The organism is Streptomyces sp. NPDC052023 (assembly GCF_044548465.1).
Taxonomy (GTDB): domain Bacteria; phylum Actinomycetota; class Actinomycetes; order Streptomycetales; family Streptomycetaceae; genus Streptomyces.
Genome location: NZ_JBIUBW010000002.1, coordinates 707,926 through 731,538, shown reverse-complemented (window position 1 = coordinate 731,538; position 23,613 = coordinate 707,926). Strand labels below are relative to the sequence as shown.

Annotated in this window: 20 protein-coding genes; 11 read left to right on the top strand and 9 right to left on the bottom strand. The window is 71.1% G+C overall.

All coding sequences use genetic code 11. The features are described 5' to 3' along the window. Positions 1-13 precede the first annotated feature (13 nt). Positions 14-1,759, bottom strand: coding sequence for a hypothetical protein (locus tag ACIHCM_RS07440; protein ID WP_399890484.1), 1,746 nt, complete (start codon positions 1,757-1,759; stop codon positions 14-16). 241 nt (positions 1,760-2,000) lie between these two features. Here ACIHCM_RS07440 and radA point away from each other — a divergent pair, with 241 nt between their 5' ends. Continuing rightward, positions 2,001-3,410, top strand: coding sequence for a DNA repair protein RadA (radA, locus tag ACIHCM_RS07435; protein WP_399890482.1), 1,410 nt, complete (start codon positions 2,001-2,003; stop codon positions 3,408-3,410). An 80-nt stretch (positions 3,411-3,490) separates the two neighbouring features. Beyond that, complete coding sequence (gene disA, locus ACIHCM_RS07430) at positions 3,491-4,615, top strand: DNA integrity scanning diadenylate cyclase DisA (protein ID WP_393112814.1); 1,125 nt, start codon at positions 3,491-3,493, stop codon at positions 4,613-4,615. Between the two features lie 214 nt (positions 4,616-4,829). On the opposite strand, the gene ACIHCM_RS07425 is transcribed toward disA, so the two are convergent. Further along, positions 4,830-5,687, bottom strand: coding sequence for a hypothetical protein (locus tag ACIHCM_RS07425; protein ID WP_399890477.1), 858 nt, complete (start codon positions 5,685-5,687; stop codon positions 4,830-4,832). A 238-nt stretch (positions 5,688-5,925) separates the two neighbouring features. Here ACIHCM_RS07425 and ACIHCM_RS07420 point away from each other — a divergent pair, with 238 nt between their 5' ends. The 5 genes from ACIHCM_RS07420 to cseC all read left to right on the top strand — a co-directional run bounded on the left by ACIHCM_RS07420 (position 5,926) and on the right by cseC (position 10,524). Then, entirely contained in the window at positions 5,926-6,861 is a 936-nt protein-coding gene (locus ACIHCM_RS07420; RefSeq protein ID WP_399890474.1) for an A/G-specific adenine glycosylase, read from the top strand. Between the two features lie 301 nt (positions 6,862-7,162). Then, complete coding sequence (locus tag ACIHCM_RS07415) at positions 7,163-7,711, top strand: SigE family RNA polymerase sigma factor (protein WP_393112808.1); 549 nt, start codon at positions 7,163-7,165, stop codon at positions 7,709-7,711. Then, the gene (locus ACIHCM_RS07410; RefSeq protein WP_399890599.1) at positions 7,708-8,397 is read left to right on the top strand and encodes a hypothetical protein; all 690 of its coding nucleotides are present in this window, start codon (positions 7,708-7,710) and stop codon (positions 8,395-8,397) included. The genes ACIHCM_RS07415 and ACIHCM_RS07410 overlap by 4 nt, the downstream gene beginning before the upstream one ends. Before the next feature lie 49 nt (positions 8,398-8,446). Then, positions 8,447-9,157: a two-component system response regulator CseB gene (gene cseB, locus ACIHCM_RS07405; protein ID WP_399890469.1), complete on the top strand. Its 711-nt coding sequence runs from the start codon at positions 8,447-8,449 to the stop codon at positions 9,155-9,157. 20 nt (positions 9,158-9,177) lie between these two features. Further along, positions 9,178-10,524, top strand: coding sequence for a two-component system sensor histidine kinase CseC (gene cseC / locus ACIHCM_RS07400; protein ID WP_399890466.1), 1,347 nt, complete (start codon positions 9,178-9,180; stop codon positions 10,522-10,524). A gap of 40 nt (positions 10,525-10,564) precedes the next feature. On the opposite strand, the gene ACIHCM_RS07395 is transcribed toward cseC, so the two are convergent. The 3 genes from ACIHCM_RS07395 to ACIHCM_RS07385 all read right to left on the bottom strand — a co-directional run bounded on the left by ACIHCM_RS07395 (position 10,565) and on the right by ACIHCM_RS07385 (position 13,129). After that, on the bottom strand, positions 10,565-11,002 hold the full coding sequence (locus ACIHCM_RS07395) for a VOC family protein (protein ID WP_399890463.1): 438 nt from the start codon (positions 11,000-11,002) through the stop codon (positions 10,565-10,567). Between the two features lie 91 nt (positions 11,003-11,093). Next, complete coding sequence (locus ACIHCM_RS07390; protein WP_399890460.1) at positions 11,094-11,507, bottom strand: helix-turn-helix transcriptional regulator; 414 nt, start codon at positions 11,505-11,507, stop codon at positions 11,094-11,096. 113 nt (positions 11,508-11,620) lie between these two features. Continuing rightward, positions 11,621-13,129: an MDR family MFS transporter gene (locus ACIHCM_RS07385; RefSeq protein WP_399890457.1), complete on the bottom strand. Its 1,509-nt coding sequence runs from the start codon at positions 13,127-13,129 to the stop codon at positions 11,621-11,623. A 158-nt stretch (positions 13,130-13,287) separates the two neighbouring features. Here ACIHCM_RS07385 and ACIHCM_RS07380 point away from each other — a divergent pair, with 158 nt between their 5' ends. Continuing rightward, entirely contained in the window at positions 13,288-13,869 is a 582-nt protein-coding gene (locus ACIHCM_RS07380; protein ID WP_399890454.1) for a TetR/AcrR family transcriptional regulator, read from the top strand. 10 nt (positions 13,870-13,879) lie between these two features. Here ACIHCM_RS07380 and ACIHCM_RS07375 read toward each other — a convergent pair whose 3' ends face one another. After that, positions 13,880-14,560 carry a M23 family metallopeptidase gene (locus ACIHCM_RS07375; protein WP_399890451.1) on the bottom strand — a complete coding sequence of 227 codons (681 nt, stop codon included), beginning with the start codon at positions 14,558-14,560 and terminating at the stop codon, positions 13,880-13,882. A gap of 375 nt (positions 14,561-14,935) precedes the next feature. Between ACIHCM_RS07375 and ACIHCM_RS07370 the strand changes: the two genes are divergently transcribed. Further along, complete coding sequence (locus ACIHCM_RS07370) at positions 14,936-18,034, top strand: NACHT domain-containing protein (RefSeq protein WP_399890449.1); 3,099 nt, start codon at positions 14,936-14,938, stop codon at positions 18,032-18,034. Positions 18,035-18,160: 126 nt separating this feature from the next. Further along, on the top strand, positions 18,161-18,793 hold the full coding sequence (locus ACIHCM_RS07365) for an HAD family acid phosphatase (RefSeq protein ID WP_399890446.1): 633 nt from the start codon (positions 18,161-18,163) through the stop codon (positions 18,791-18,793). A 61-nt stretch (positions 18,794-18,854) separates the two neighbouring features. On the opposite strand, the gene ACIHCM_RS07360 is transcribed toward ACIHCM_RS07365, so the two are convergent. Continuing rightward, on the bottom strand, positions 18,855-21,380 hold the full coding sequence (locus ACIHCM_RS07360; protein ID WP_399890443.1) for an ATP-dependent Clp protease ATP-binding subunit: 2,526 nt from the start codon (positions 21,378-21,380) through the stop codon (positions 18,855-18,857). A 430-nt stretch (positions 21,381-21,810) separates the two neighbouring features. Here ACIHCM_RS07360 and ACIHCM_RS07355 point away from each other — a divergent pair, with 430 nt between their 5' ends. After that, positions 21,811-22,512 (top strand): SCO3374 family protein, encoded by a 702-nt coding sequence (locus ACIHCM_RS07355; RefSeq protein ID WP_399890440.1) that lies wholly within the window; start codon positions 21,811-21,813, stop codon positions 22,510-22,512. Here ACIHCM_RS07355 and ACIHCM_RS07350 read toward each other — a convergent pair. Then, complete coding sequence (locus ACIHCM_RS07350) at positions 22,491-22,826, bottom strand: Lsr2 family protein (RefSeq protein WP_399890437.1); 336 nt, start codon at positions 22,824-22,826, stop codon at positions 22,491-22,493. The genes ACIHCM_RS07355 and ACIHCM_RS07350 overlap by 22 nt on opposite strands. Positions 22,827-23,061: 235 nt before the next feature. Beyond that, positions 23,062-23,610, bottom strand: a complete 549-nt coding sequence (locus tag ACIHCM_RS07345) for an amino-acid N-acetyltransferase (protein ID WP_399890434.1) — start codon at positions 23,608-23,610, stop codon at positions 23,062-23,064. Between the last annotated feature and the right edge of the window lie 3 nt (positions 23,611-23,613).

The following is a 23,613-nucleotide window of genomic DNA, read 5'->3' as shown; positions in this document are numbered from 1 at the left end:
CGGACCTCGGGGCCTAGGAGGTGCCGGCGCTCGGCGTGCCGCTGTCGCTGGGCGGCGGCGTCGGGCTTCCCGGCGTCGAGGGCTCGGACGCGCTCGGGGTCGGCTCGGGGTCGGGCGGCGGCGTGGTCGGGGCGGTCGGCGTCGGGTCGGGCGGGGCGGGGGTCGTGGGCGTCGGGTCCGGGCCGGGCGGGGTCGGCTCGCCGGGGCCACCCGGCGTGCTGGGGCCGGGGTCCGGGCCCGGTCCGGGGTCGGACGGGGTCGGCGCGCTGCCGTACCCCTGGATGGAGACGATCGCGCCGGCCGGTGAGACGGCGACCCGTGCGTTCCAGAACCCGGAGGGCTCGCGCAGATGGTCGACGTACACCCTGATCGTCACCGTCTCGCCGGGGCGCAGCGTTCCCGATGACCGGCTCATGTAGAGCCAGGAGGCGGCGGTGGTCGCGGACCAGCGGACCGGTGCGGACCCGGCTGCGGTGAGGGTGATGAGGGTGGTGTCGCCGGCGTTGTCCGCGGCCACCGTGAGCCGGCCCGCGCCCTTGTGCCCGCCCCCGGCGACGCTGATGACCTCCACCGACACGTCGGGCTCGTTGCCCTGGGAGAAGCGGCGGCCCGGGCTGGTGCTGGCGTTGCCCGCGTTCTCGTAGCCGCCGCCCACCGTCTCGCCCTCGAGCGTGCCGGGGCCGTCGTCGCGGCTGGCGGTGGCCTCGCGGCCGCCCTCGCCCTCACCGGCGATCGGCCCACCCCGGTAGGCCGACCACAGCGCGATCACCGGAGCGGCCACCACGGTGGCGACGACGGTCGTGGTGACGGCACGCGCGCGGAGGCGGTCTCTCCGGGCGGCGCGGTCCTTGGGGTCCATCGGAAATCCCCGCCGGTCGAAGCGGGGTGCGGCCGCACGCGCGCGGGGGTGGTGCGCCATGGCGATGTGCAGGGCCGCGCGGGGCGCCTCCAGGACGGGCAGCTGGGCGGGGCCGGGAGCGGCACCGGGCCAGTTGCCGGGGAGCGCGCGCTCGGCGGTGCGCCGGCAGCGGGGGCAGTCGTCGACGTGCCGGACCAGTTCCCGGCGCAGGGCGCTGCTGAGCACGAGCTGGTTGTCGCCGGTGAGGCGGGCGACGCTCGGGCAGGACCCGGTCTCGACGACGGCGAGGGCCGCGCGGGTGCGCTCCACCTCGCAGGCGGCGGAGGAGAGCAGGTCACGGGCGGCGGCGAGGTCCATGCCGAGGACGGCGGCGACCTCGTGGGCGGACAGGTGGTGGCGCACGGCCAGTTCGAGCGCCTCGCGCTGCTCGGGGGTGGTACCGGCGGCCTCCGGCCAGGCGAGCAGGGCGAGTTCGCGCCGCCGCCGCTCCTGCGCCTGCTCGGAGGCGGGGGGCGTCGAGGGCTGCGTGGTGCGCTTGCGCTCGGTGCCGTGCCGGCCCGCCGCGTGGGTGGCCTGACGTTTCTGCTTGGCCTCGGCCAGCTTGCGCAGGCAGGCCCAGCGGGCCAGCGCGTAGAGCCAGGCCCTGCGGTCACCGGCGGACTCCGGGGCACGCTGGCCCCGGCGCTCGGCGAGCGCGAGGACCTCGCCGAGGGCGGCGGTGGCCGCTTGGTGGTCGCACAGCACGGACAGGCAGTACGTGAACAGGCCGTCCACATATGGCTCGTAGCGCGCGGGCGGACGCTGCACCAAGGTGCGCGCCGCAGCGCGGTCACGCGCCTCACGGCGCGCACGATGTGCGCCAGTGGTGCGGGTCGTGGTGTCCGGGCTGCTGCTCATCACCCGGCGACCGTAGGCGGCGGCAAGTGGCGGCTTCTGCCCCGTTGAGCACATTTAATCCGTACGGGTGAAACGATCCCTCATAAGGGGACAGGAACCCTCTGTTCCATGGCTCGTTCGTGACGGGGCGACCGGTCGGGGGTGCGCAGGGGCGCGCGGCCGGGCGCGGGCGAAGCTGCCCGCAACGCGCTGTTGCGCGAGACCCGCCCCCCGGCTGTCAGTGCCGGCGGCTACGGTTTCGTCCATGGCTGCCCGTACGAAGACCACCAAGGACCGTCCGTCCTACCGCTGCACCGAATGCGGCTGGCAGACGGCCAAATGGCTCGGTCGCTGCCCCGAGTGCCAGGCCTGGGGGACGATCGAGGAGTACGGCGCGGCCGCGGTGCGGACCACGACGCCCGGGCGCGTCACGACGTCCGCGCTGCCCATCGGGCAGGTCGACGGCCGGCAGGCGACCGCCCGTTCCACGGGTGTGCCCGAGCTGGACCGGGTGCTCGGCGGCGGTCTGGTGCCCGGCGCGGTGGTGCTGCTCGCGGGCGAGCCCGGCGTCGGCAAGTCGACGCTGCTGCTGGACGTGGCCGCCAAGTCGGCGAGCGACGAGCACCCCACCCTGTACGTGACCGGCGAGGAGTCCGCGAGCCAGGTCCGGCTGCGCGCCGACCGGATCGGCGCCCTCGACGACCACCTCTATCTCGCCGCCGAGACCGATCTGGCCGCCGTCCTCGGCCACTTGGACGCGGTGAAGCCGTCGCTGCTGGTCCTGGACTCGGTGCAGACGGTCGCCTCCCCGGAGATCGACGGCGCGCCCGGCGGCATGGCACAGGTCCGTGAGGTGGCCGGCGCGCTGATCCGCGCCTCGAAGGAGCGCGGCATGTCCACCCTGCTGGTCGGCCATGTCACCAAGGACGGCGCGATCGCGGGCCCCCGCCTCCTGGAACACCTCGTCGACGTCGTGCTGCACTTCGAGGGAGAGCGGCACGCGCGTCTGCGGCTCGTACGAGGCGTCAAGAACCGCTACGGCGCCACGGACGAGGTCGGTTGCTTCGAACTGCACGACGAGGGCATCACGGGCCTTGCGGACCCCAGCGGACTTTTCCTGACTCGTCGTGCCGAACCGGTCCCCGGCACCTGCCTCACCGTGACCCTGGAGGGCCGCCGCCCTTTGGTGGCCGAGGTGCAGGCACTCACCGTCGATTCCCAGATCCCCTCCCCGCGCCGCACGACGTCCGGTCTGGAGACCTCCCGCGTCTCGATGATGCTCGCGGTGCTGGAACAGCGCGGCCGGATCAGCGCCCTGGGCAAGCGGGACATCTACTCCGCGACGGTCGGCGGGGTGAAGCTCTCCGAGCCCGCGGCCGACCTCGCCGTCGCCCTCGCCCTGGCCTCCGCCGCCAGCGACACCCCACTGCCGAAGAACCTCGTCGCGATCGGCGAGGTCGGCCTCGCGGGCGAGGTCAGACGGGTCACGGGCGTGCAGCGCAGGCTCGCGGAGGCACACCGGCTGGGCTTCACGCACGCCCTCGTCCCGGGTGATCCGGGCAAGGTTCCGGCCGGTATGAAGGTGCTGGAAGTCGCGGACATAGGGGACGCCCTCAGGGTGCTGCCCCGGTCCCGTCGCCGAGAGGCCCCCCAGGACGCGGAGGACCGCCGGTAGACTTTGCCCTGGTCTCGCCCGTCCGTACGAACCGAGTGCGGATCCGGGAGCACCCCAGAACCTGCGACCGGAGGAGTGCAGTGGCAGCCAACGACCGGGCAGCAGCTCCCGGAAAGTCCGGTGGGAGTGCCGGTACCGATGGCCTGATGCGCGCCTCGCTGAGCGCCGTCGCCCCCGGCACGTCCTTGCGTGACGGCCTTGAGCGCGTCCTGCGCGGCAACACCGGCGGCCTCATCGTGCTCGGCTCCGACAAGACCGTCGAGTCCATGTGCACGGGTGGATTCGTCCTGGATGTCGAGTTCACGGCGACCCGGCTGCGCGAGCTGTGCAAGCTGGACGGCGGCATCGTGCTCTCCTCCGACCTGTCGAAGATCCTCCGGGCGGGCGTGCAGCTGCTCCCCGACCCGACGATCCCGACCGAGGAGACCGGCACCCGGCACCGCACCGCCGACCGCGTCAGCAAACAGGTCGGCTTCCCGGTGGTCTCGGTCTCCCAGTCCATGCGCCTGATCGCCCTCTACGTCGACGGCCAGCGCCGCGTGCTGGAGGACTCCGCGGCGATCCTGTCCCGCGCCAACCAGGCACTCGCGACCCTGGAGCGCTACAAGCTCCGCCTCGACGAGGTCGCGGGCACGCTGTCCGCGCTGGAGATCGAGGACCTGGTGACGGTCCGCGACGTCTCGGCGGTGGCGCAGCGGTTGGAGATGGTGCGCCGGATCGCGACCGAGATCGCCGAGTACGTGGTGGAGCTGGGCACCGACGGGCGGCTGCTCGCGCTCCAGCTGGACGAGTTGATCGCGGGCGTGGAGCCCGAGCGGGAGCTGGTCGTCCGGGACTACGTCCCCGAGCCCACCGCCAAGCGCTCCCGCACGGTGGACGAGGCGCTGGCCGAGCTGGACGCGCTCAGCCACGCCGAGCTGCTCGAACTGCCCACGGTGGCCCGCGCGCTGGGTTACACCGGCTCCCCCGAGGCCCTGGACTCCGCGGTCTCGCCGCGCGGCTTCCGGCTGCTGGCCAAGGTGCCGCGGCTGCCGGGCGCCATCATCGACCGGCTGGTGGAGCACTTCGGCGGCCTGCAGAAGCTGCTCGCCGCGAGCGTCGACGACCTCCAGACGGTGGACGGCGTGGGCGAGGCCCGCGCCCGCAGCGTCCGGGAGGGCCTGTCACGCCTGGCGGAATCCTCGATCCTGGAACGGTACGTCTAGCGCCCGAAGGGGCGCGAGGAACGGCACGCCCAACGCCGCAAAGGGGCGCGGGGAACTGCGCGACCAGCCACGACGAACCCGCACCCGCCACACCCCGCAACCGCGGCCGCGACCGCAAGCGCCCCGGCGACGGCCCGCACCTGACCACACCGACCACCGTCCAGCGGGCCACGAGCACCCGCCCGGCACAGCGCAGCACAGCCCAGCGCAGCGGTCAGTCCGCGTCCAGCACGAACGACGCCCGCAACGTCCCGAAGCCCGCCGCCTTCCCCTCCAGCAGGTACGTCCCCGGCCCGGCCACCCCCGCCGGAGGCGTCCCGCACTCCGGGGCGCTCGGCTTGCGGTTCCACTCCACGGTGTACGTGATGCTCTCCCCCGCCGGCACCCGGTACAGCAGGCTCCCGGCACCCTTCGGACAGTCCGCCGACGACCAGTACGTGTCGTCGTCGCCGCCCGCCTGAGTGACCGTCAGCACCGCTTTCCTGGGCCCGAGATCGACCTTGCAGTCACTGCCGGAGGTGTTCTTCGCGGTCAGCCGGAACGCGGGCGTCTCGTCGGGCGAGTACGCGTTGCGCACGCTGCGCAGGGTCAACGTCACGGCGTTCGGGCCGCAGTTGGGCAGCGAGGACCCGGCCGGCAGCGTGTCACCCGTACCGGCGCCACCGCCGGAGACGCCCGAGACCGTACCGCCGGAACCGGATCCGCCCGGGCCTGCGGAACCGCCGCCCGCACCCGGACCGGTGCCGGCGCTGTCCCCCGTACCGTCGTCCGCGCCGTCCCCGGCGTCGCTCCCGCCGGAATTCCCGTCGCCCGTCTCGTCGCCCGACTCGTCACGCCCGCCCGGCGCTTCCGTGATGGCCGGCCCGGACCCGGAGGGCCCCGGTGTGATCGAGGGCGCGGGATTCTTGCCGTCCGGGCCCCCTGCGCCGTTGCCGCTCCCGCCGCCGCCCCCGGACGTCACGATCCAGGTGACGAGCAGGGCCAGCAGGGCGACCACGGACAGCATGATCACCCTCCGTCGCCAGTAGATGGAGGAGGGAAGCGGCCCGACCGGATTGCGCAGAGATCCCACGGCGCAAACTGTACGAGAGATCGATGCCTTCACTGGCCCCACCCGCCGCCTGGAGCCACAACTTTTCCGGATCATCATCCCGGAAACGCCGTGCGCGGGTACGACAGTTGGATGCGCGGGGCAGGGCGGCGGCTCCGGGCGCCCTCCGGCGCACGTCGAAGGGCTCGATCTGCCGGGGCGCGAAACGCATCGCAGCAGCACGGTCGATCCGCACCGGCATGGCAGGATCGGAACTGCCATGACTGCTCCCACGAAGCCCCCACACGCCAGCCCCGCCGAGGCCCGCAACGGCTCCCCGAGCGGAGACGACCTCCACTCCCCCGTCATCGACTGGTTCGACGAGCACGCGCGCGACCTGCCCTGGCGGCGCCCGGAGGCCGGCGCGTGGGGCGTGATGGTCAGCGAGTTCATGCTCCAGCAGACGCCCGTCAACCGCGTACTGCCCGTCTACGAGCAGTGGCTGGCCCGCTGGCCGCGCCCCGCGGACCTCGCCAAGGAGGCCCCCGGAGAGGCCGTGCGCGCCTGGGGCCGGCTCGGCTACCCGCGCCGCGCCCTGCGCCTGCACGGCGCGGCCGTCGCCATAACGGAACGGCACGGCGGCGACGTCCCCACCGATCACGCGCAGCTCCTCGCGCTGCCCGGCATCGGCGAGTACACCGCGGCCGCGGTGGCGTCGTTCGCCTACGGGCAGCGGCACGCGGTGCTCGACACCAACGTCCGCCGGGTGTTCGCCCGCGCGGTCACCGGCGTGCAGTACCCGCCGAACGCGACGACGGCCGCCGAGCGCAGGCTGGCCAGGACCCTGCTCCCGGACGAGGAGGGGGTCGCCGCCCGCTGGGCGGCCGCCTCGATGGAGCTGGGCGCGCTGATCTGCACGGCCAAGAACGAGGGCTGCCACCGTTGCCCGATCGCCGCGCAGTGCGCGTGGCGGCTGGCGGGCAAGCCGGAGCACGAGGGTCCGCCGCGGCGCGCCCAGACGTACGCCGGTACGGACCGCCAGGTGCGGGGCAAGCTGCTGGCCGTGCTGCGCGAGGCGCACGCACCCGTGCCGCAGGCGCGCCTCGATCGCGTGTGGCACGAGCCGGTGCAGCGCGCCCGGGCCCTGGACGGCCTGGTCTCCGACGGTCTGGTGGAACCGCTGCCGGGCGGCCTGTACCGGCTGCCGCACAGCTGAAGCACGGTGCGACGGACGGACGGGCGGGCGGGCGCAGCGCTGAGCTGACGCACAGAAGGATCACGGCCCGGCGCCCCTCATGTCACAGCGTGGGTCGCTCCCTCAGCGCCCAAATCACCCCGTACCGTCCCCAACTACCCTGCGCTCTTAGCCGTTTCCTACTTCCGTTACACAACCGACGGACAGCCGAGCGTTCACCGCAGGCTGCTTCGCACAGCCCCGTGACAACGCCTCCGTAGCTTCATCTCCGTGCCCGGCAGGGGGGCACGGTGAAGCAGAACGGGGATGGAGGCGGTTGATCATGGCGCAGGGTGACGTGGGCGAGGTGCTCGGGTTCGAGGAATACGTCCGCACCCGGCAGGAGGCGCTGCTGCGCAGTGCCCGCCGGCTGGTCCCGGACCCGGTCGACGCCCAGGACCTGCTCCAGACGGCACTGGCGCGGACGTACGGCCGCTGGGACGGCATAGCCGACAAGCGACTGGCGGACGCCTATCTGCGCCGGGTCATGATCAACACGCGGACGGAGTGGTGGCGGGCCCGCAAGCTGGAGGAGGTCCCCACCGAGCAGCTTCCGGAGTCGTGCGTCGACGACTCCTCGGAGCAGCACGCGGACCGCGCGCTGCTGATGGACGTCCTGAAGGTGCTGGCCCCCAAGCAGCGCAGCGTGGTCGTGCTGCGACACTGGGAGCAGATGTCCACGGAGGAGACGGCCGCCGCCCTCGGCATGTCGGCCGGAACGGTCAAGAGCACGCTGCACCGGGCGCTCGCCCGGCTCCGTGAGGAGCTGGAGGCCCGCGATCTGGACGCACGCGCGCTGGAGCGTGAGGAGCGGGAGCGTTGCGCTGCCTGACCGGCAGGGCCGGTGCCGGCACCGGCCCCGGGCCCGGGCCCACACCGGCCCGAGGTGCTTTTCAGGCGGTGAGCACGGCCCTGGCCGTGCTCACCGCCCTCAGCCTTTTCCTGTCCGCCTGCGCGACGGGCGGCACCGGCGCCCGGGACGAGGGCCCCGCTCACGAGGAGCCGATGGCGGGCAACGCGGTGAGCCCGGCCGCCCCGGTCTCCGCGGTACCTCCGTCCAGAAGCCTGACCCGGGCCACGGCGGTCAAGCTGCTGCTGGCGGATCCGCATGTCTCGACGGCGGTCAAGCGCGTCCTGAAGCCGTGCGTCGGGGACGAGTACCCGGTCGACCTGTCGTACGGCGAGCTGACCGGCGGGACCGCGGAGGACGTCGTCGTCAACGTCGTGACCTGCACTGATGTCGTAGGTATCGGCTCGTACGTGTATCGCGAGGAAGGCGGCAGCTACAAGAACGTCTTCCAGGCGGAGGAGCCGCCGGTCTACGCCGAGCTGGACCGCGGAGACCTGGTGGTCACCAAGCAGGTGTACGAGAAGGGCGACCCGGTGTCGAGCCCGTCCGGTGAGAACGTGATCACGTACCGCTGGAGCGCGGGCCGTTTCACCGAGGAGTACCGCACGCGCAACGACTACAGCACGGTCGTCGGCGCCGAACCGACCGTCGCGCCCGAGAGCAACTGACCGGGGTACCGAGGGGTACCGACCCAACGGATACGGACTGAGAGCACGGATGGCAGACCAGACCCACGTCCTGTTCGTCGAGGACGACGACGTCATCCGCGAGGCCACCCAGCTCGCCCTGGAGCGGGACGGCTTCGCGGTCACGGCCATGCCCGACGGGCTGTCGGGGCTGGCGGCGTTCCGTGCGAACCGGCCCGACATCGCGCTGCTGGACGTCATGGTGCCCGGCCTCGACGGGGTCAGTCTGTGCCGCCGCATCCGGGACGAGTCGACCGTCCCGGTGATCATGCTGTCGGCGCGGGCCGACTCGATCGACGTGGTGCTCGGCCTGGAGGCCGGCGCCGACGACTACGTGACCAAGCCGTTCGACGGTGCCGTGCTGGTGGCGCGGATCCGGGCGGTGCTGCGCCGGTTCGGGCACGCCAGCGGCGGCGCGGCGGGCCGGCCGGAGGAGGCGGGCTCCGCGGCGAGCGGCGGCGTGCTGACCTTCGGGGACCTGGAGGTCGACACCGAGGGCATGGAGGTACGGAAGGCCGGCCACCCGGTGGCGCTCACCCCGACCGAGATGCGGCTGCTGCTGGAGTTCTCGTCCGCGCCGGGCACCGTGCTGTCCCGGGACAAGCTGCTGGAGCGCGTCTGGGACTACGGCTGGGGCGGGGACACCCGCGTCGTCGACGTCCATGTGCAGCGGCTGCGTACGAAGATCGGTCAGGACCGGATCGAGACGGTCCGTGGCTTCGGCTACAAGCTGAAGGCCTGAGGGCGGGACGGGGCACGTCGATGCGGGGGATCATCCAGCGCCTGGTGGGGGCGCGTGTGCGGCGTACGGGCATCCGTACGGGACTGAGATGGAAACTCAGCGCGGCGATCGCACTGGTCGGCGCCCTGATCGCGATCGTGCTCAGCCTGGTCGTGCACAACGCGGCCCGGGTCTCGATGCTGGACAACGCGCGCGACCTGGCCGACGAGCGGGTGCAGATCGCCCAGCGCAACTACGAGCTGTCGGGGCGGCCCAACTTCCCCGACATCAAGATCGACGACCCGGGCCTGCCGTCCGCCCTGCGGGCGAAGGTCGAGGCGGGCCGCCGGGCCACGTACGTGACCGACACGCCGGGTGGCGGGCCGGACATCTGGGCGGCGGTGCCACTCAAGGACGGGCATGTGCTGTCCCTGCACACCGGGTTCACCGACCGCAGCACGGACATCCTCAAGGACCTCGACCAGGCGCTGGTCATCGGCTCCATCGCGGTGGTGCTCGGCGGCAGCGCGCTCGGCGTGCTAGTCGGCGGGCAGCTGTCGCGCCGGCTGCGCAAGGCGGCCTCCGCCGCGAACCAGGTCGCCAAGGGCGAGCCGGACGTGCGGGTGCGCGAGGCCATCGGCGGGGTCGTCCGGGACGAGACCGACGACCTGGCGCGGGCCGTCGACGCGATGGCGGACGCGCTGCAGCAGCGGCTGGAGGCGGAGCGGCGGGTCACCGCCGACATCGCGCACGAGCTGCGCACCCCGGTGACCGGGCTGCTGACCGCCGCCGAGCTGCTGCCGCCCGGCCGCCCGACCGAACTGGTGCTGGACCGGGCGAAGGCCATGCGCACGCTGGTCGAGGACGTGCTGGAGGTGGCCCGCCTCGACGGGGCCTCCGAGCGGGCAGAGCTGCAGGACATCATGCTGGGCGAGTTCGTCGCCCGGCGGGTGGCGGCGAAGGACGCGGGGATCGGCGTGCAGGTGGTGCACGAGTCGGAGGTGACGACCGACCCGCGCCGCCTGGAGCGCGTGCTGTTCAATCTGCTCGCCAACGCCGCCCGGCACGGCAAGCCGCCCATAGAGGTCACCGTCGAGGGCCGGGTCATCCGCGTCCGCGACCACGGCCCGGGCTTCCCCGAGGACCTGCTGGCCGACGGCCCCAGCCGGTTCCGCACCGGCAGCATGGACCGCGCCGGTGTCGGCCACGGCCTGGGCCTGACCATCGCGGCCGGCCAGGCCAGGGTGCTGGGAGCCCGCCTGACCTTCCGCAACGTCCGCCCACCGGGTGCCGCCGACCACATACCGGCCGAGGGCGCGGTCGCCGTCCTGTGGCTGCCGGAACACGCGCCGACGAACACGGGCAGCTATCCCGTCCTGGCCGAGTAGGCACGCCGCACAGAGGCACGGACTGCCTGCGGGGCCCGGCTCAGCAGCCGAAGTCCTTCGAGAAGTCCAGCTCCTCGCTGCGCTGCGTCAGCGAGTACCAGTTCCCGTTGTCGTCGCGGAAGATCGCCTCGATGCCGTACGGCCGCTCCTGCGGCTCCTGGAGGAACTCCACCCCGCGCTGCCGGAACGTCTCGTAGTCGCCCCGGCAGTCGTCGGTCTGGAACGCGCCCGCGCCGATGACGCCCTTGCTGACCAGCTTCTTCAGCGCCTCCGAGGACTCGGCGTCGAGGCCGGGTCCGTCCAGGCTCATCAGGGCCAGCTCCACCCCCGGCTGCTTCTTGGCGCCCACGGTGACCCAGCGCATGTCGCCCATCGGCACCTCGCTGCGCACCTCGAAGCCCAGCTTCTCGGTGAAGAAGGCCTTGGTGCGCTGCTGGTCGAAGGTCCACACGGTGGTGATGCCCAGGCCGGTGATCATCGCTCTGCTCTCCTGCGTCGGTAACGGCTTGTGCTCGTCACGGTAGGCGGGGCAGGAGCCGGGGCGCTTCTCCGGAATTGCGACGCGGTTCTCACGGGCGCTCCACCGGCGCGCGGCGCGGGAAGCCGCCGGCCCACAGCATCGCGTAGCACCCGGGTATGAGGGCCGCCCCGCTGCCGACGTGCTTGGTCCGGTACTCGCTCGGTGTCAGGCCGGTCCGCGCCTTGAAGCGGGTCGAGAAGGTGCCGAGGCTGCTGAAGCCGACCAGGTGGCAGATCTCCGTGACGGTGAGGTCGGCGGCGCGCAGCAGCTCCTCGGCCCGCTCGATCCGGCGATGGGTGAGGTACTGGCCGGGTGTCTCGCCGTATGCCTCCTTGAAGGCGCGGACGAAGTGGTACCGCGAGTACCCGGCGTGCGCGGCGACCGCGGCCAGGTCGAGTGCGGGGTCGGCCCAGTCACGGTCCATCGCGTCCTTCGCCAGCCGCAGCTGGCGCATCTTGTCCATGGGCCGATGGTGACACGGGGCACCGACATCCCCGCGGGCTCCGCGACCGGCCACCGGCGACGGGCCGCCGGCGCCGTGCCCCGTGCCTCACCCTGCCCCGTGGTACCCCGGGCTCAGACCGCCTCACCCACCGGCACAGGCACCGGCTTCCCCTCGTCCTTCGGTCCCGCACCCTTCAGCGGCACCTCCTTCACGAACACCGCCGCGATCAGCGCGGGCACGGCCACCGCCGCGCCCAGCAGGAACGCCCCGTGCGTCCCGGACGTCACCGCGTACTGGTACGCCTCGCGGGCCGCCTCCGGCAGCTTGGCCAGGCTCGCGGCGTCCAGCTGCGCGGACCGCTCGGTCATCTCGGAGCCCAGCGCGCCGGCCCGCCGGGCCATCTCGTCCTGGACACGGTGGTTGAAGAGCGCGCCCATGATCGCGACGCCGAAGGAGGAGCCGAGGGTACGGAACAGGGTGGTGGAGGAGGACGCGACGCCCATGTCCTTCATGTCCACGCTGTTCTGCGCTATCAGCATGGTGATCTGCATCAGACAGCCCATGCCGAGCCCGACAACCGCCATGTACAGCCCGGAGGTCAGCCGTGAGGTCTCGGTGTCCATCAGGGACAGCAGATACAGGCCGGTGACCATCAGCGCACCGCCCACCACCGGGAACAGCTTGTACCGCCCGGTCTGGGTGGTCACCCGCCCCGCCACCATCGACGTGACGAGCATCGCGCCCAGCATCGGCAGCAGCAGCAGTCCGGAGTTGGTCGCGGACGCTCCCTGCACGGACTGCTGATAGAGCGGCAGGAACAGGGTCGCGCCGAACATCACGAACCCGACGACGAATCCGATGAAGGACATCAGCGTGAAGTTCCGGCTGCGGAAGACGTGCAGCGGCAGGATCGGCTCTGTCGCCCGGGCCTGCCAGAACACGAAGCCGGTGAGCGCGGCGACTCCGATCCCGATCAGCTCCATGATCACCGCGGACGTCCAGGCGTACTCCGTACCGCCCCAGGTGGTGACGAGCACGATCGCGGTGATCCCGACGGTCAGCAGCGCGGCGCCCAGGTAGTCGATCCGGGCCTCGGAGCGCCTCTTCGGCAGGTGCAGGACGGCAGTGACGGCGATCAGCGCGACCGCGCCGAGCGGCAGGTTGATGTAGAACGTCCAGCGCCAGCCCCAGTGGTCGGTGATGGTGCCGCCCACGAGCGGTCCGCCGATCATCGCCAGCGCCATGACGCCGGCCATCATGCCCTGGTACTTGCCGCGCTCCCGGGGTGGAATCAGGTCACCGATGATCGCCATGACGCCGACCATCAGACCGCCGGCGCCCAGACCCTGGACGGCCCGGAACGCGATCAGCTGCCCCATGTCCTGGGCCATACCGCTGAGCACGGAGCCCAGCAGGAAGATCATGATCGAGCTCAGGAAGACGCCCTTGCGCCCGTACATGTCGCCGAGCTTGCCCCAGATCGGGGTGGAGGCCGCGGTCGCCAGGGTGTACGACGTCACCACCCAGGACAGGTGTTCCAGACCGCCGAGCTCGCCCACGATCGTCGGCATCGCGGTGCCGATGATCATGTTGTCGAGCATGGCGAGCATCATCGCGATCATCAGGGCGAGCAGGACCACCCGCACGCTCCTCGGTTGCTTCCCCTCTTGCACCGCTTCCCCCAACTTACTTGCCGCCCGGCTAGTTACCGCGCGAACCTAGCTCGCAAACTAGCCGGGCGTCAAGTAAGTTTTTCTCCTGCCAGGGATAGCGGGGACGTGCGAGGACGGGCGGCAGGATGGACGGCACCAAGCAGCGCCGGCGGGGCGACACCCGCCAGCGCATCCAGGACGTGGCCCTGGACCTCTTCGCCGAGCAGGGCTACGAGAAGACGTCGCTGCGCGAGATCGCCGAACGGCTGGACGTCACCAAGGCGGCGCTCTACTACCACTTCAAGACCAAGGAAGAGATCCTGGTCGGCATCTTCGACGACGTGGTGCAGCCGATCGACGAGCTGATCGAGTGGGGCAGCCGTCAGCCGCACACCCTGGAGACCAAGCAGCAGATCGTACGGCGCTACAGCGAACACCTCTCCGCCGCAGCGCCCTTGTTCCGCTTCATGCACGAGAATCAGGCGACGGTACGGGAGTTGCGCATCGGCGAGCTGTTCAAGGAGCGCATGAAGGGCCTGCGCCACATCATCATCGACCGGGACGCCACGCTGGCCGACCAGGTCCGGTGCGTGAGCGCCATCTTCACGCTGCACGCCGGGATGGTGTTCGTGATGCAGGAACTCGAAGGCGACCCCGAGGAGAAGCGCGAAGCCATCCTCGAGGTCGCCGTCGACATGGTGACTCAGGCGCACCGGGGTGCGTCCTAGTTCACGTCGCTCAGAGCTTGATGCCCTTGGTCCGCAGGAAGGCGACCGGGTCGATCGCCGTGCCGTAGTTGGCGGAGGTGCGGATCTCGAAGTGCAGGTGCGGACCGCTGGAGTTGCCGGTGTTGCCGGACAGGGCGATCTTCTGGCCGGTCGCGACGACCTGGCCGACCCGCACGTCGACGCGGGACAGGTGGGCGTACTGCGAGTAGGTGCCGTTGCCGTGCTTGATGACGACGGCGTTGCCGTACGCGGGGCCGTCACCGGCGCCGTTGCCGCCGGCCTTGACGACCGTACCGCCGTGCGCGGCCATGACCCTGGTGCCGGTGGGGACGGCGAAGTCCTGCCCGCTGTGGGTGGACTGCCACATGCCGCCGGCCTGGGCGTAGCTGGCGCTGAGGCTGTAGCCCTTGACCGGGGCGGTCCAGCCGATGGCCTTCTTCGCGGCGACCGACTCGGCGTTCGCCTTCTTGGCGGCGGCGACCGTGGCCGCCTTCGCCTGAGCCGCGGCCTGCGCCTCGACGGCGTGCGCGACACCGGTGGAGGTGGTCGTGGCGGCGGCCGTGGAGGTGTTGGCGGCGGCCGCGACCCCGGCCCCCAGTACGACCGAGGCGCCGACACCGGCGGCCAGCACGGCCGCGCGGGTGCGGAGCTGGGGCGTACGGGACGAACGGGACGTGACACGCGTGAACATGCGAAACCTCATGGGACGGAGACAGGGGAACCATCCGGCGCAAAAGGCGTCTGCCGGGCTGGCCATCCCTTGGTACCTGTCGCACCCCTTGCGGCCAAAACGTGTGATCTACTATGTAAGCTAGTAATTTCCCGCATATTGTCGAGACTCTTGACAGAGCACCCATTCGGGATGAATCAGCATAAATCGGCGTATCCGACACCTGACTTATGGAAGGAAAAGTCCGTTTTGCCCGACTAGGACCCTCTACTACTCCACCTAGGACCGGACAAATCGCCTGTGCGGCATGTCACCGGCGGGCAGGCGCCGGGAACTCCCGAATGTGACCGGCGCTACTCTGCTGTCTCCTGCCAACAGGGCTCAGGGGGAGGCCGGGTGGAACCGTCGGTCATCGGCGTACGGCTGGCGTCGGCCGTGGCCGCGCCGCTCGTGAAGAAGCTGTTCGTGAACGAGGGCGCGGGCGCCGGACTGGTGCAGCGGCCGGTGCGGATCTCTTCGTACGTCTCGCTGCGCGGCGAGAAGCGACGGCTGGACCACGGGGACCTCACCCGGCTGGCCACCGAGCTGGTCCGGCACGCGCTGGAGGGCTCAGGCGAGCGGCCCTTGCCCCCGGACGAGGTGCCGGCCGTGGCACACGCCCTGGCCGACACGCTGTACGCACTCGGCGAGCTGGACATGACCGACGTGCAGGCCGTCGAGCTCGGCCACGAGGCGCTGGCCGCACGGCTGCGCGCGGCCGCCGGCATGCCGGACCGCGACCTCTCCCTCGACGCGGCCCAGTTCTACCTCGGCACCCTCACCACCGCCTGCCTGCACATCCTGCACTTCTTCACGCAGCGTTCCACGTTCGTCGCCCGCACCCTGGTCGAGCAGTCCCGCCGTCAGCGCGAGCTGGTGGACAAGGTCGACGCGCTGCTGACCCGCACCGCACCGGCGTCCGACCGCGCCTTCGAGCAGCGCTATATGACGTACGTCACCACCAAGTACGGCCACCTCACCATCTACGGCATCGACCTGGTCAACTCGCCCGACCGCTGGCCGCTCGACGCCGCCTATCTCAGCCTTCGGGCACTGCACCCGGCCGCCGACGACGAGCCCGCCGGCCCGGACGGCCCCGGCCCCGCCCCCACCGCGCTCCCCGCCGAACAGGCCTTCGCCGAGCACGACCGCGTGCTGCTGCGCGGGGTCGCCGGATCCGGCAAGACCACCCTCGTCCAGTGGCTCGCGGTCACCGCGGCCCGGGGCGCGCGCGGCGACCGCGTCCCGTTCGTGCTCCCGCTGCGCACCCTGGTCCGCCGCCCCGACGGCCTTCCCACGCCCGACGCCTTCCTGTCCGCCGTACGCGTCCCCTTCCACACGAGCCGGCCCGACGGCTGGGCGGACCACGTGCTCGGCACCGGCCGGGGACTGCTCCTGGTGGACGGCATCGACGAGATCCCCGCACGCGAGCGCGAACGCACCCGCCACTGGCTGCGCGACCTGCTGGACGTCTATCCCGGCAACCAGTGGCTGGTCACCTCCCGCCCGTCCGCCGTCCGGGAGGACTGGCTCGCCTCCGAGGGCTTCACGGAGCTGACGCTCACCCCGATGAGCACGGACGACGTGACCGCCTTCGTCACCCGCTGGCACGCGGCCGCCCGCGCCGACGCCCCCGGGGAACACGACCGGCTCGGCTCCTACGAACGCACCCTCCTCGACGCCGTCCGCACCACACCCGACCTCGGGCGCCTCGCCACCAACCCGCTGATGTGCGGTCTGATCTGCGCACTGCACCGGGACCGGCGGGGCTACCTCCCGCACGGCCGGCAGGAGCTGTACGACGCCGCCCTGTCGATGCTGCTGGCCCGCCGGGACGAGGAGCGGGACATGGCCGGCCCCGACGGCATCCATCTCACCGAACTCCCCCAGATCCAGTTGCTCCAGCGGCTCGCCTACTGGCTGATCCGCAACAACCAGTCGGAGATGGACCGGGAGCGGGCCGAGCGCCTGATCGCCGAGTCCCTCCCGGCCCTCCCGGCCGCGGCCTCCCAGGGCGACGCCCCGGCGATCCTGAGGCACCTGCTCGTGCGCAGCGGCCTGCTGCGCGAACCGTCCCCGGACACCGTGGAGTTCGTCCACCGCACGTTCCAGGACTACCTGGGTGCGAAGGCGGCGGTGGAGGACGGGGACTTCGGCCTGCTGGTGCGCGGCGCGGTGGACGAGCAGTGGGCGGATGTGATCCGGATGGCGGTGGCCCATGCCCGGCCCCGGGAACGGGCTTACCTGCTGCGCGAGTTGCTGGCCTCGACGGACCGGCTGGCCGGCGCGGCCCGTGCCCGGGTACTGCTGCTGGCGCTGGCGTCCCTGGAGCATGCGACCGAGCTCGACCCCGAGGTGCGGGAGGAGGTCGAGCGGAACGCCGCCGCCCTGATCCCGCCCCGCACGGTCGAGGAGGCCCGTGCCCTTGCCTCGGTGGGCCCCCTCGCGCTGGAACTGCTGCCGGGTCCGGAGGGGCTCGGCGACGAGGAGGCGCGGGCGGTCGTCGTCACGGCTTCGCTGATCGGCACCGAGGCCGCGCTGCCGGTCCTGGCCCGCTACCGCGCCCACCCCGCCCTGGACGTACGGGCCCAGTTGACCTGGACGTGGCACCGGTTCCCTGCCCAGCGCTACGGCGCGGAGGTCATCGCCCACCTGCGCGAGGACGGCCTCTTCTTCGCCGCACACTCCACGGAACACCTACGCGTCCTGGGCGAACTGGGCGGGCGGCGGGCGCTCCAGCTCGTCGGCGACCTCGACCTGGGCGAACTGCACAGCGGGGTGGCCGAGTTGGTGGTCAGGGGCAATGGGCGGCTGCGAGACCTGGGGAGTCTCGCCGAGCTGAACCGGCTCACCTATCTGGACCTCTCCGGCTGCCCGCATGTCCAGGACGTCGGCCCCCTGGCCCGGCTCCCGCTGAGCTGGCTCTCGCTCGACGTCCTGCCCGGCCTGGAACGGCCGGGCGCCCTGTCGGTGCTGGCCGGCTCATCGACGCTGGACCAGCTGGACCTCGGCATCGCCCTCCACGCCGAGTCCCTGGACCAGGCACTCCCCCGGGACCTGCCCCTGCGCTACCTTCGCCTCACCAAGCGCGCCACGACCCACACCGGCCTGCGCGGCCTGCACCGCCTGTCCTCGCTGCGGCAACTGAGTCTCGCCACACCGGCCGTGCCCTTCACCCCCGAGGACTACGAGGAGATCGCCCGGCTCCCCGGCCTGACGGAGCTGCGCATCAACTGGCGGGCCGTGGGCTGGCCCGGTCCGCCCCTTCCGCGTGTGACCAGGCTGCGGCTGAACAACTTCCACGGCACCGAGGACCTTTCCTCGGTGCGCACCCTCTTCCCCAACCTGCGCGAGGTCACCATCAATCTCGCCGCCGACAGCACCGGCGTACCGGACCGGATGCGCGAACTCCTGCCGGTGGCGCCGCACTTGGCCAGAATTCGCGGCGTTGTGTGACGCATACCTCTGTACACCTACCGTTCAGTAACCCTACGGTTCCCCTCGCGCCACCCTCACGCACGACCATGCACACGACATGCCGGCCCCGTACGCACCGAGTACGGACGTGAAGGGACCCCCCAGATGACAAGACGCCACCCGTGGGCGAGCCGCGCCGCCGCCACCGCCGCCACCGCGGCCGCCCTCGTGGCCATCGCCGCCCCCGCCGAGGCCGCGGCCAGCACCGCCTCGACCACCGCGGCCACCACCACCGCCGCCGCGGATGTCGACTACGCCACCTGGCAGAAGGACTGCCAGGCCGTGATGGACCAGGCGCTGCCGTACCTGAAGCAGCGGATCGCCCAGGCCGAGCCGGGCGAGAAGCAGGCGATCGTCTTCGACATCGACAACACCACGCTGGAGACCGACTTCGGCTTCAGCTTCCCGCAGCCGGCCAACAAGCCTGCCCTGAACGTCGCCAAGTACGCCCAGGAGCGCGGCGTCGACATCTTCTTCGTCACCGCCCGCCCGGGCATCATCCACCTGCCCACCGAGTGGAACCTCGAGCAGGTCGGCTACGAGGTCGACGGCCTCTACGTCCGCGGCTTCTTCGACCTCTTCAAGAACGTCGCCGCCTACAAGACGGCACAGCGGGTGGACATCGAGTCCAAGGGCTACACGATCATCGCCAACATCGGCAACAACACCACCGACCTGTCGGGCGGCCACGCCGAGAAGACCTACAAGCTGCCGGACTACGACGGCCAGCTCTCGTAACACCCGGGCATGCGAAAGGGGCCGGTGCCTTCACAGGCACCGGCCCCTCACGCTTGCGGCGTTACGCGTCCTTGCTCAGGTTCGGACCCGCTCCGCCGGCCGCCTGCTCGATCGGCGGGACGTCCGGCAGGGCCGCCTTCTCCTCACCGCGGAAGGTGAAGGTCTTGGTCTCGCCCTCGCCCTCCGTGTCCACGACCACGATGTGGCCGGGGCGCAGCTCGCCGAAGAGGATCTTCTCGGACAGGGAGTCCTCGATCTCGCGCTGGATGGTCCGGCGCAGCGGCCGGGCGCCCAGCACGGGGTCGTAACCCTTCTGTGCCAGCAGCTCCTTGGAGGACTGGGAGAGCTCGATGCCCATGTCCCGGTCCTTCAGGCGCTCGTCCACCTTGCTGATCATCAGGTCGACGATCCGCAGGATGTCGGCCTGGGTCAGCTGCGGGAAGACCACCACGTCGTCGACACGGTTGAGGAACTCGGGCCGGAAGTGCTGCTTGAGCTCGTCCGAGACCTTGTTCTTCATGCGCTCGTAGTTGGTCTTCGTGTCACCCGCGGCGGCGAAGCCCAGGTTGAAGCCCTTGGAGATGTCCCGGGTGCCGAGGTTGGTCGTCATGATGATGACCGTGTTCTTGAAGTCGACGACCCGGCCCTGGGAGTCGGTCAGGCGACCGTCCTCCAGGATCTGCAGCAGCGAGTTGAAGATGTCCGGGTGGGCCTTCTCGACCTCGTCGAAGAGGACCACCGAGAACGGCTTGCGGCGCACCTTCTCCGTCAGCTGGCCGCCCTCCTCGTAGCCCACGTAACCGGGGGGCGAACCGAACAGACGCGACACCGTGTGCTTCTCGCTGAACTCCGACATGTCGAGGGAGATCAGCGCGTCCTCGTCACCGAAGAGGAACTCGGCGAGCGCCTTGGACAGCTCGGTCTTACCAACACCGGACGGACCGGCGAAGATGAACGAGCCACCCGGACGCTTGGGGTCCTTCAGACCGGCGCGCGTACGGCGGATCGCCTTGGACAGCGCCTTGACGGCGTCGTTCTGGCCGATGACCCGCTTGTGGAGCTCGTCCTCCATGCGGAGCAGGCGGCTGGACTCCTCCTCGGTCAGCTTGAAGACCGGGATGCCGGTGGCCGTGGCGAGGACCTCGGCGATCAGCTCGCCGTCGACCTCGGCGACGACGTCCATGTCGCCGGCCTTCCACTCCTTCTCCCGCTTGGTCTTGGCGGCCAGGAGCTGCTTCTCCTTGTCGCGCAGGGAGGCGGCCTTCTCGAAGTCCTGCGAGTCGATCGCGGACTCCTTGTCCCGGCGGACGGCGGCGATCTTCTCGTCGAACTCGCGCAGGTCCGGCGGAGCGGTCATCCGGCGGATGCGCATCCGGGAGCCGGCCTCGTCGATCAGGTCGATCGCCTTGTCCGGCAGGAAGCGGTCCGAGATGTACCGGTCGGCCAGGGTGGCGGCCTGGACCAGTGCCTCGTCCGTGATCGAGACGCGGTGGTGCGCCTCGTACCGGTCGCGCAGACCCTTGAGGATCTCGATCGTGTGCGGCAGGGACGGCTCGGCGACCTGGATCGGCTGGAAGCGGCGCTCCAGGGCCGCGTCCTTCTCCAGGTGCTTGCGGTACTCGTCCAGGGTCGTCGCACCGATGGTCTGCAGCTCACCGCGGGCCAGCATCGGCTTCAGGATGGAGGCCGCGTCGATGGCGCCCTCGGCGGCACCCGCACCGACGAGCGTGTGCAGCTCGTCGATGAACAGGATGATGTCGCCGCGGGTGCGGATCTCCTTGAGCACCTTCTTCAGGCGCTCCTCGAAGTCACCGCGGTAGCGGGAGCCGGCGACCAGCGCGCCGAGGTCCAGGGTGTAGAGGTGCTTGTCCTTGAGGGTCTCGGGCACCTCGCCCTTGACGATGGCCTGGGCGAGGCCCTCGACGACGGCGGTCTTGCCGACGCCGGGCTCACCGATCAGGACCGGGTTGTTCTTCGTACGGCGGGACAGCACCTGCATGACCCGCTCGATCTCCTTCTCGCGCCCGATGACCGGGTCGAGCTTGGACTCACGAGCGGCCTGGGTGAGGTTCCGGCCGAACTGGTCGAGGACCAGGGACGTCGAGGGGGTGCCCTCGGCAGGCCCGCCGGCGGTGGCGGTCTCCTTGCCCTGGTAACCGGAGAGCAGCTGGATCACCTGCTGCCGCACCCGGTTCAGATCTGCGCCCAGCTTGACCAGGACCTGGGCGGCGACGCCCTCGCCCTCACGGATCAGGCCGAGCAGGATGTGCTCCGTGCCGATGTAGTTGTGGCCCAGCTGAAGGGCCTCGCGGAGCGACAGCTCCAGGACCTTCTTGGCACGGGGGGTGAAGGGGATGTGACCCGACGGGGCCTGCTGGCCCTGCCCGATGATCTCCTCCACCTGCTGGCGGACCGCCTCGAGCGAAATCCCGAGGCTCTCAAGGGCCTTGGCGGCGACACCCTCACCCTCATGGATCAGGCCCAGGAGGATGTGCTCGGTGCCGATGTAGTTGTGGTTGAGCATCCGGGCTTCTTCCTGAGCCAGGACGACAACCCGCCGCGCGCGGTCGGTGAACCTCTCGAACATCGTTAATCGCTCCTCAGAGCGGTCAGGCAGTGGGGGGAACTTCCCCTCCCTGTCCTTCCGCAGCTTAGTCCCGCAAGCGGGGACCGCTCATTCCAACTGCCGACACCGTCGATGGCCTCCTGACCCCGAACGCCGACATCTGCTCCAACCCGATGGTGCGAGACGATGTTCCCGCAGGCCAGGCAGTTACCCCCACCATCAGTACGCCGATGGCGAACGTGAGACGGCCTCACCTGCGTGTCGCCCCCTCCCACTAGGGATGTCTTACCCGCTCGCACCGACAGTCCATGCCGTGCGCCCCCGTTCCCTCCGCTACGGGCGAACAACCTTGCGCCACCCCGCACCCCCACACGCCCCCTTTTTCGCCACTCTGCGCATCAGCGGAAACACCCAGCGTAACCCGGACGCTGCGATGGCGGTTGCGCTTGGCATGGTTGGCGCAACGCCCTGGGTCCCGCCCCCACGGCGCCCTCTCGATCAGGGCGATCGGGTGAGGCGGTGGTACGAGGACGAGCTGGGCTGGGCGACCGTGCCGGGTCCCCCGCTCCACCTGTCGGTGGGCTCGCGCTTCGACGTCCTGGACGTACCGGCCGAGGCGGGCCTCGCGGGCCTGCGGCACCTTGCCCCGGGCTCTCCGGTGGCCGTCCAGGGCGACCGGATGCGGCTGCTGATGGCGCCGGGGAGCGCGGACGAGCTGCCGGGGGTGCTGCACTGGCTGGAGTGGGGTGCCCTGCCGCTGGATCTGCGGGCCGTGGGCGGGGAGGGCGCGGGCGCCACCATGGAGGCTCCGCCGCCGCCGGGGGACGGTGCGGCCGGCCGGGGCGGCGAGGAGGATTCCGCCGGGCCCGCGCAGTCCGTGGAGCCGGGGTGCGCCGGGGGGTGCCGCGACTCCGGAGGGCCCGGGGACTGCGGGAGACCTGAGGGCCGCGCCTGGGGCTCTGTGCAGGGGGCCGCCGTATGGCTGCGGCCCCCCGAGCCGGGGTGCGAGGTCGAGGCCTCGCTGCCGACGCTGTCGGCCATGGTGGGCGGTGGGGGCACCCCCGATCTCGTGCGGCTTGTGGACACGGTGGCCACGCACTGCCACCGAATCCGGCTGCGACGCGTGTGTGCTCAGCCGTTGGCCTTCTCGTAAGCCTCACGAATGGACGCGGGAACACGGCCACGGTCGTTGACCTCGTAACCGTTCTCCTTCGCCCACGCGCGGATCGCAGCGGTGTCCTGGCTGCCGCCGGACGCGGCACGCGGCTTTCCACGCCCACCGGAAGCACGGCCACCCGTACGCCGGCCACCCTTCACATAGGGGTCAAGAAGGCTGCGCAACTTGTCCGCATTGCCGGTCGTGAGATCGATCTCGTACGTCTTACCGTCCAGCGCGAACGTCACCGTCTCGTCCGCCTCGCCGCCGTCGAGGTCGTCGACAAGAAGGACCTGAACCTTCTGTGCCACCGCATTTCCTTTCATCGATAACGTTGAGGGCCGAGGGTCTGCGGCGTCCGCCGTTTCGCCGCCCCCTGTTATATGCAGTACTGCAGTACGTCGGAAAGCAAACCGCTTTTGCTGGAAAAACACAAACCCCCCGGGAGAGACCTGTCCACCGCCCCCGCCCGGAAACATGCGCGTTTCGGACATAGGGAACCTGGGCATCGAGGTCGGGCGGAATACTCCCGGCATAGCTTCCTGATCACAGATGCAGAAGCATCCTGCTGTTGCCCAAGGTGTTCGGTTTCACTCGTTCGAGACCCAGGAACTCCGCCACGCCCTCGTCATAGGAACGCAGCAGCTCCGTGTAGACGTCGGTGTCGACAGGGGTCTCGCCGATCTCCACGAAGCCGTGCCTGCCGAAGAAGTCGACTTCGAAGGTCAGACAGAAAACGCGGCGAACACCGAGCCAGCGTGCCGTCTGCAGCAACTTCTCCAGCAACTGATGGCCGACGCCGGCGCCCTTGAGGCCGGGCTTCACGGCGAGAGTGCGGACTTCCGCGAGGTCTTCCCACATCACGTGCAGTGCGCCGCAGCCGACGACCTCGGCGTTGTCGTCCCGTTCCGCGACCCAGAACTCCTGGATGTCCTCGTAAAGCGTCACCGTCGCTTTGTCGAGCAGGATGCCGTCGCGGACGAAGGCGTCAAGGAGCCGGCGGACGGCGGGAACATCGCTGGTCCGGGCCCGGCGGACGGTGATGGCTTTAGCGGTGACTTCGGGGTTCTCGGCGGAGGGGCTCTCTGCGGACATGAG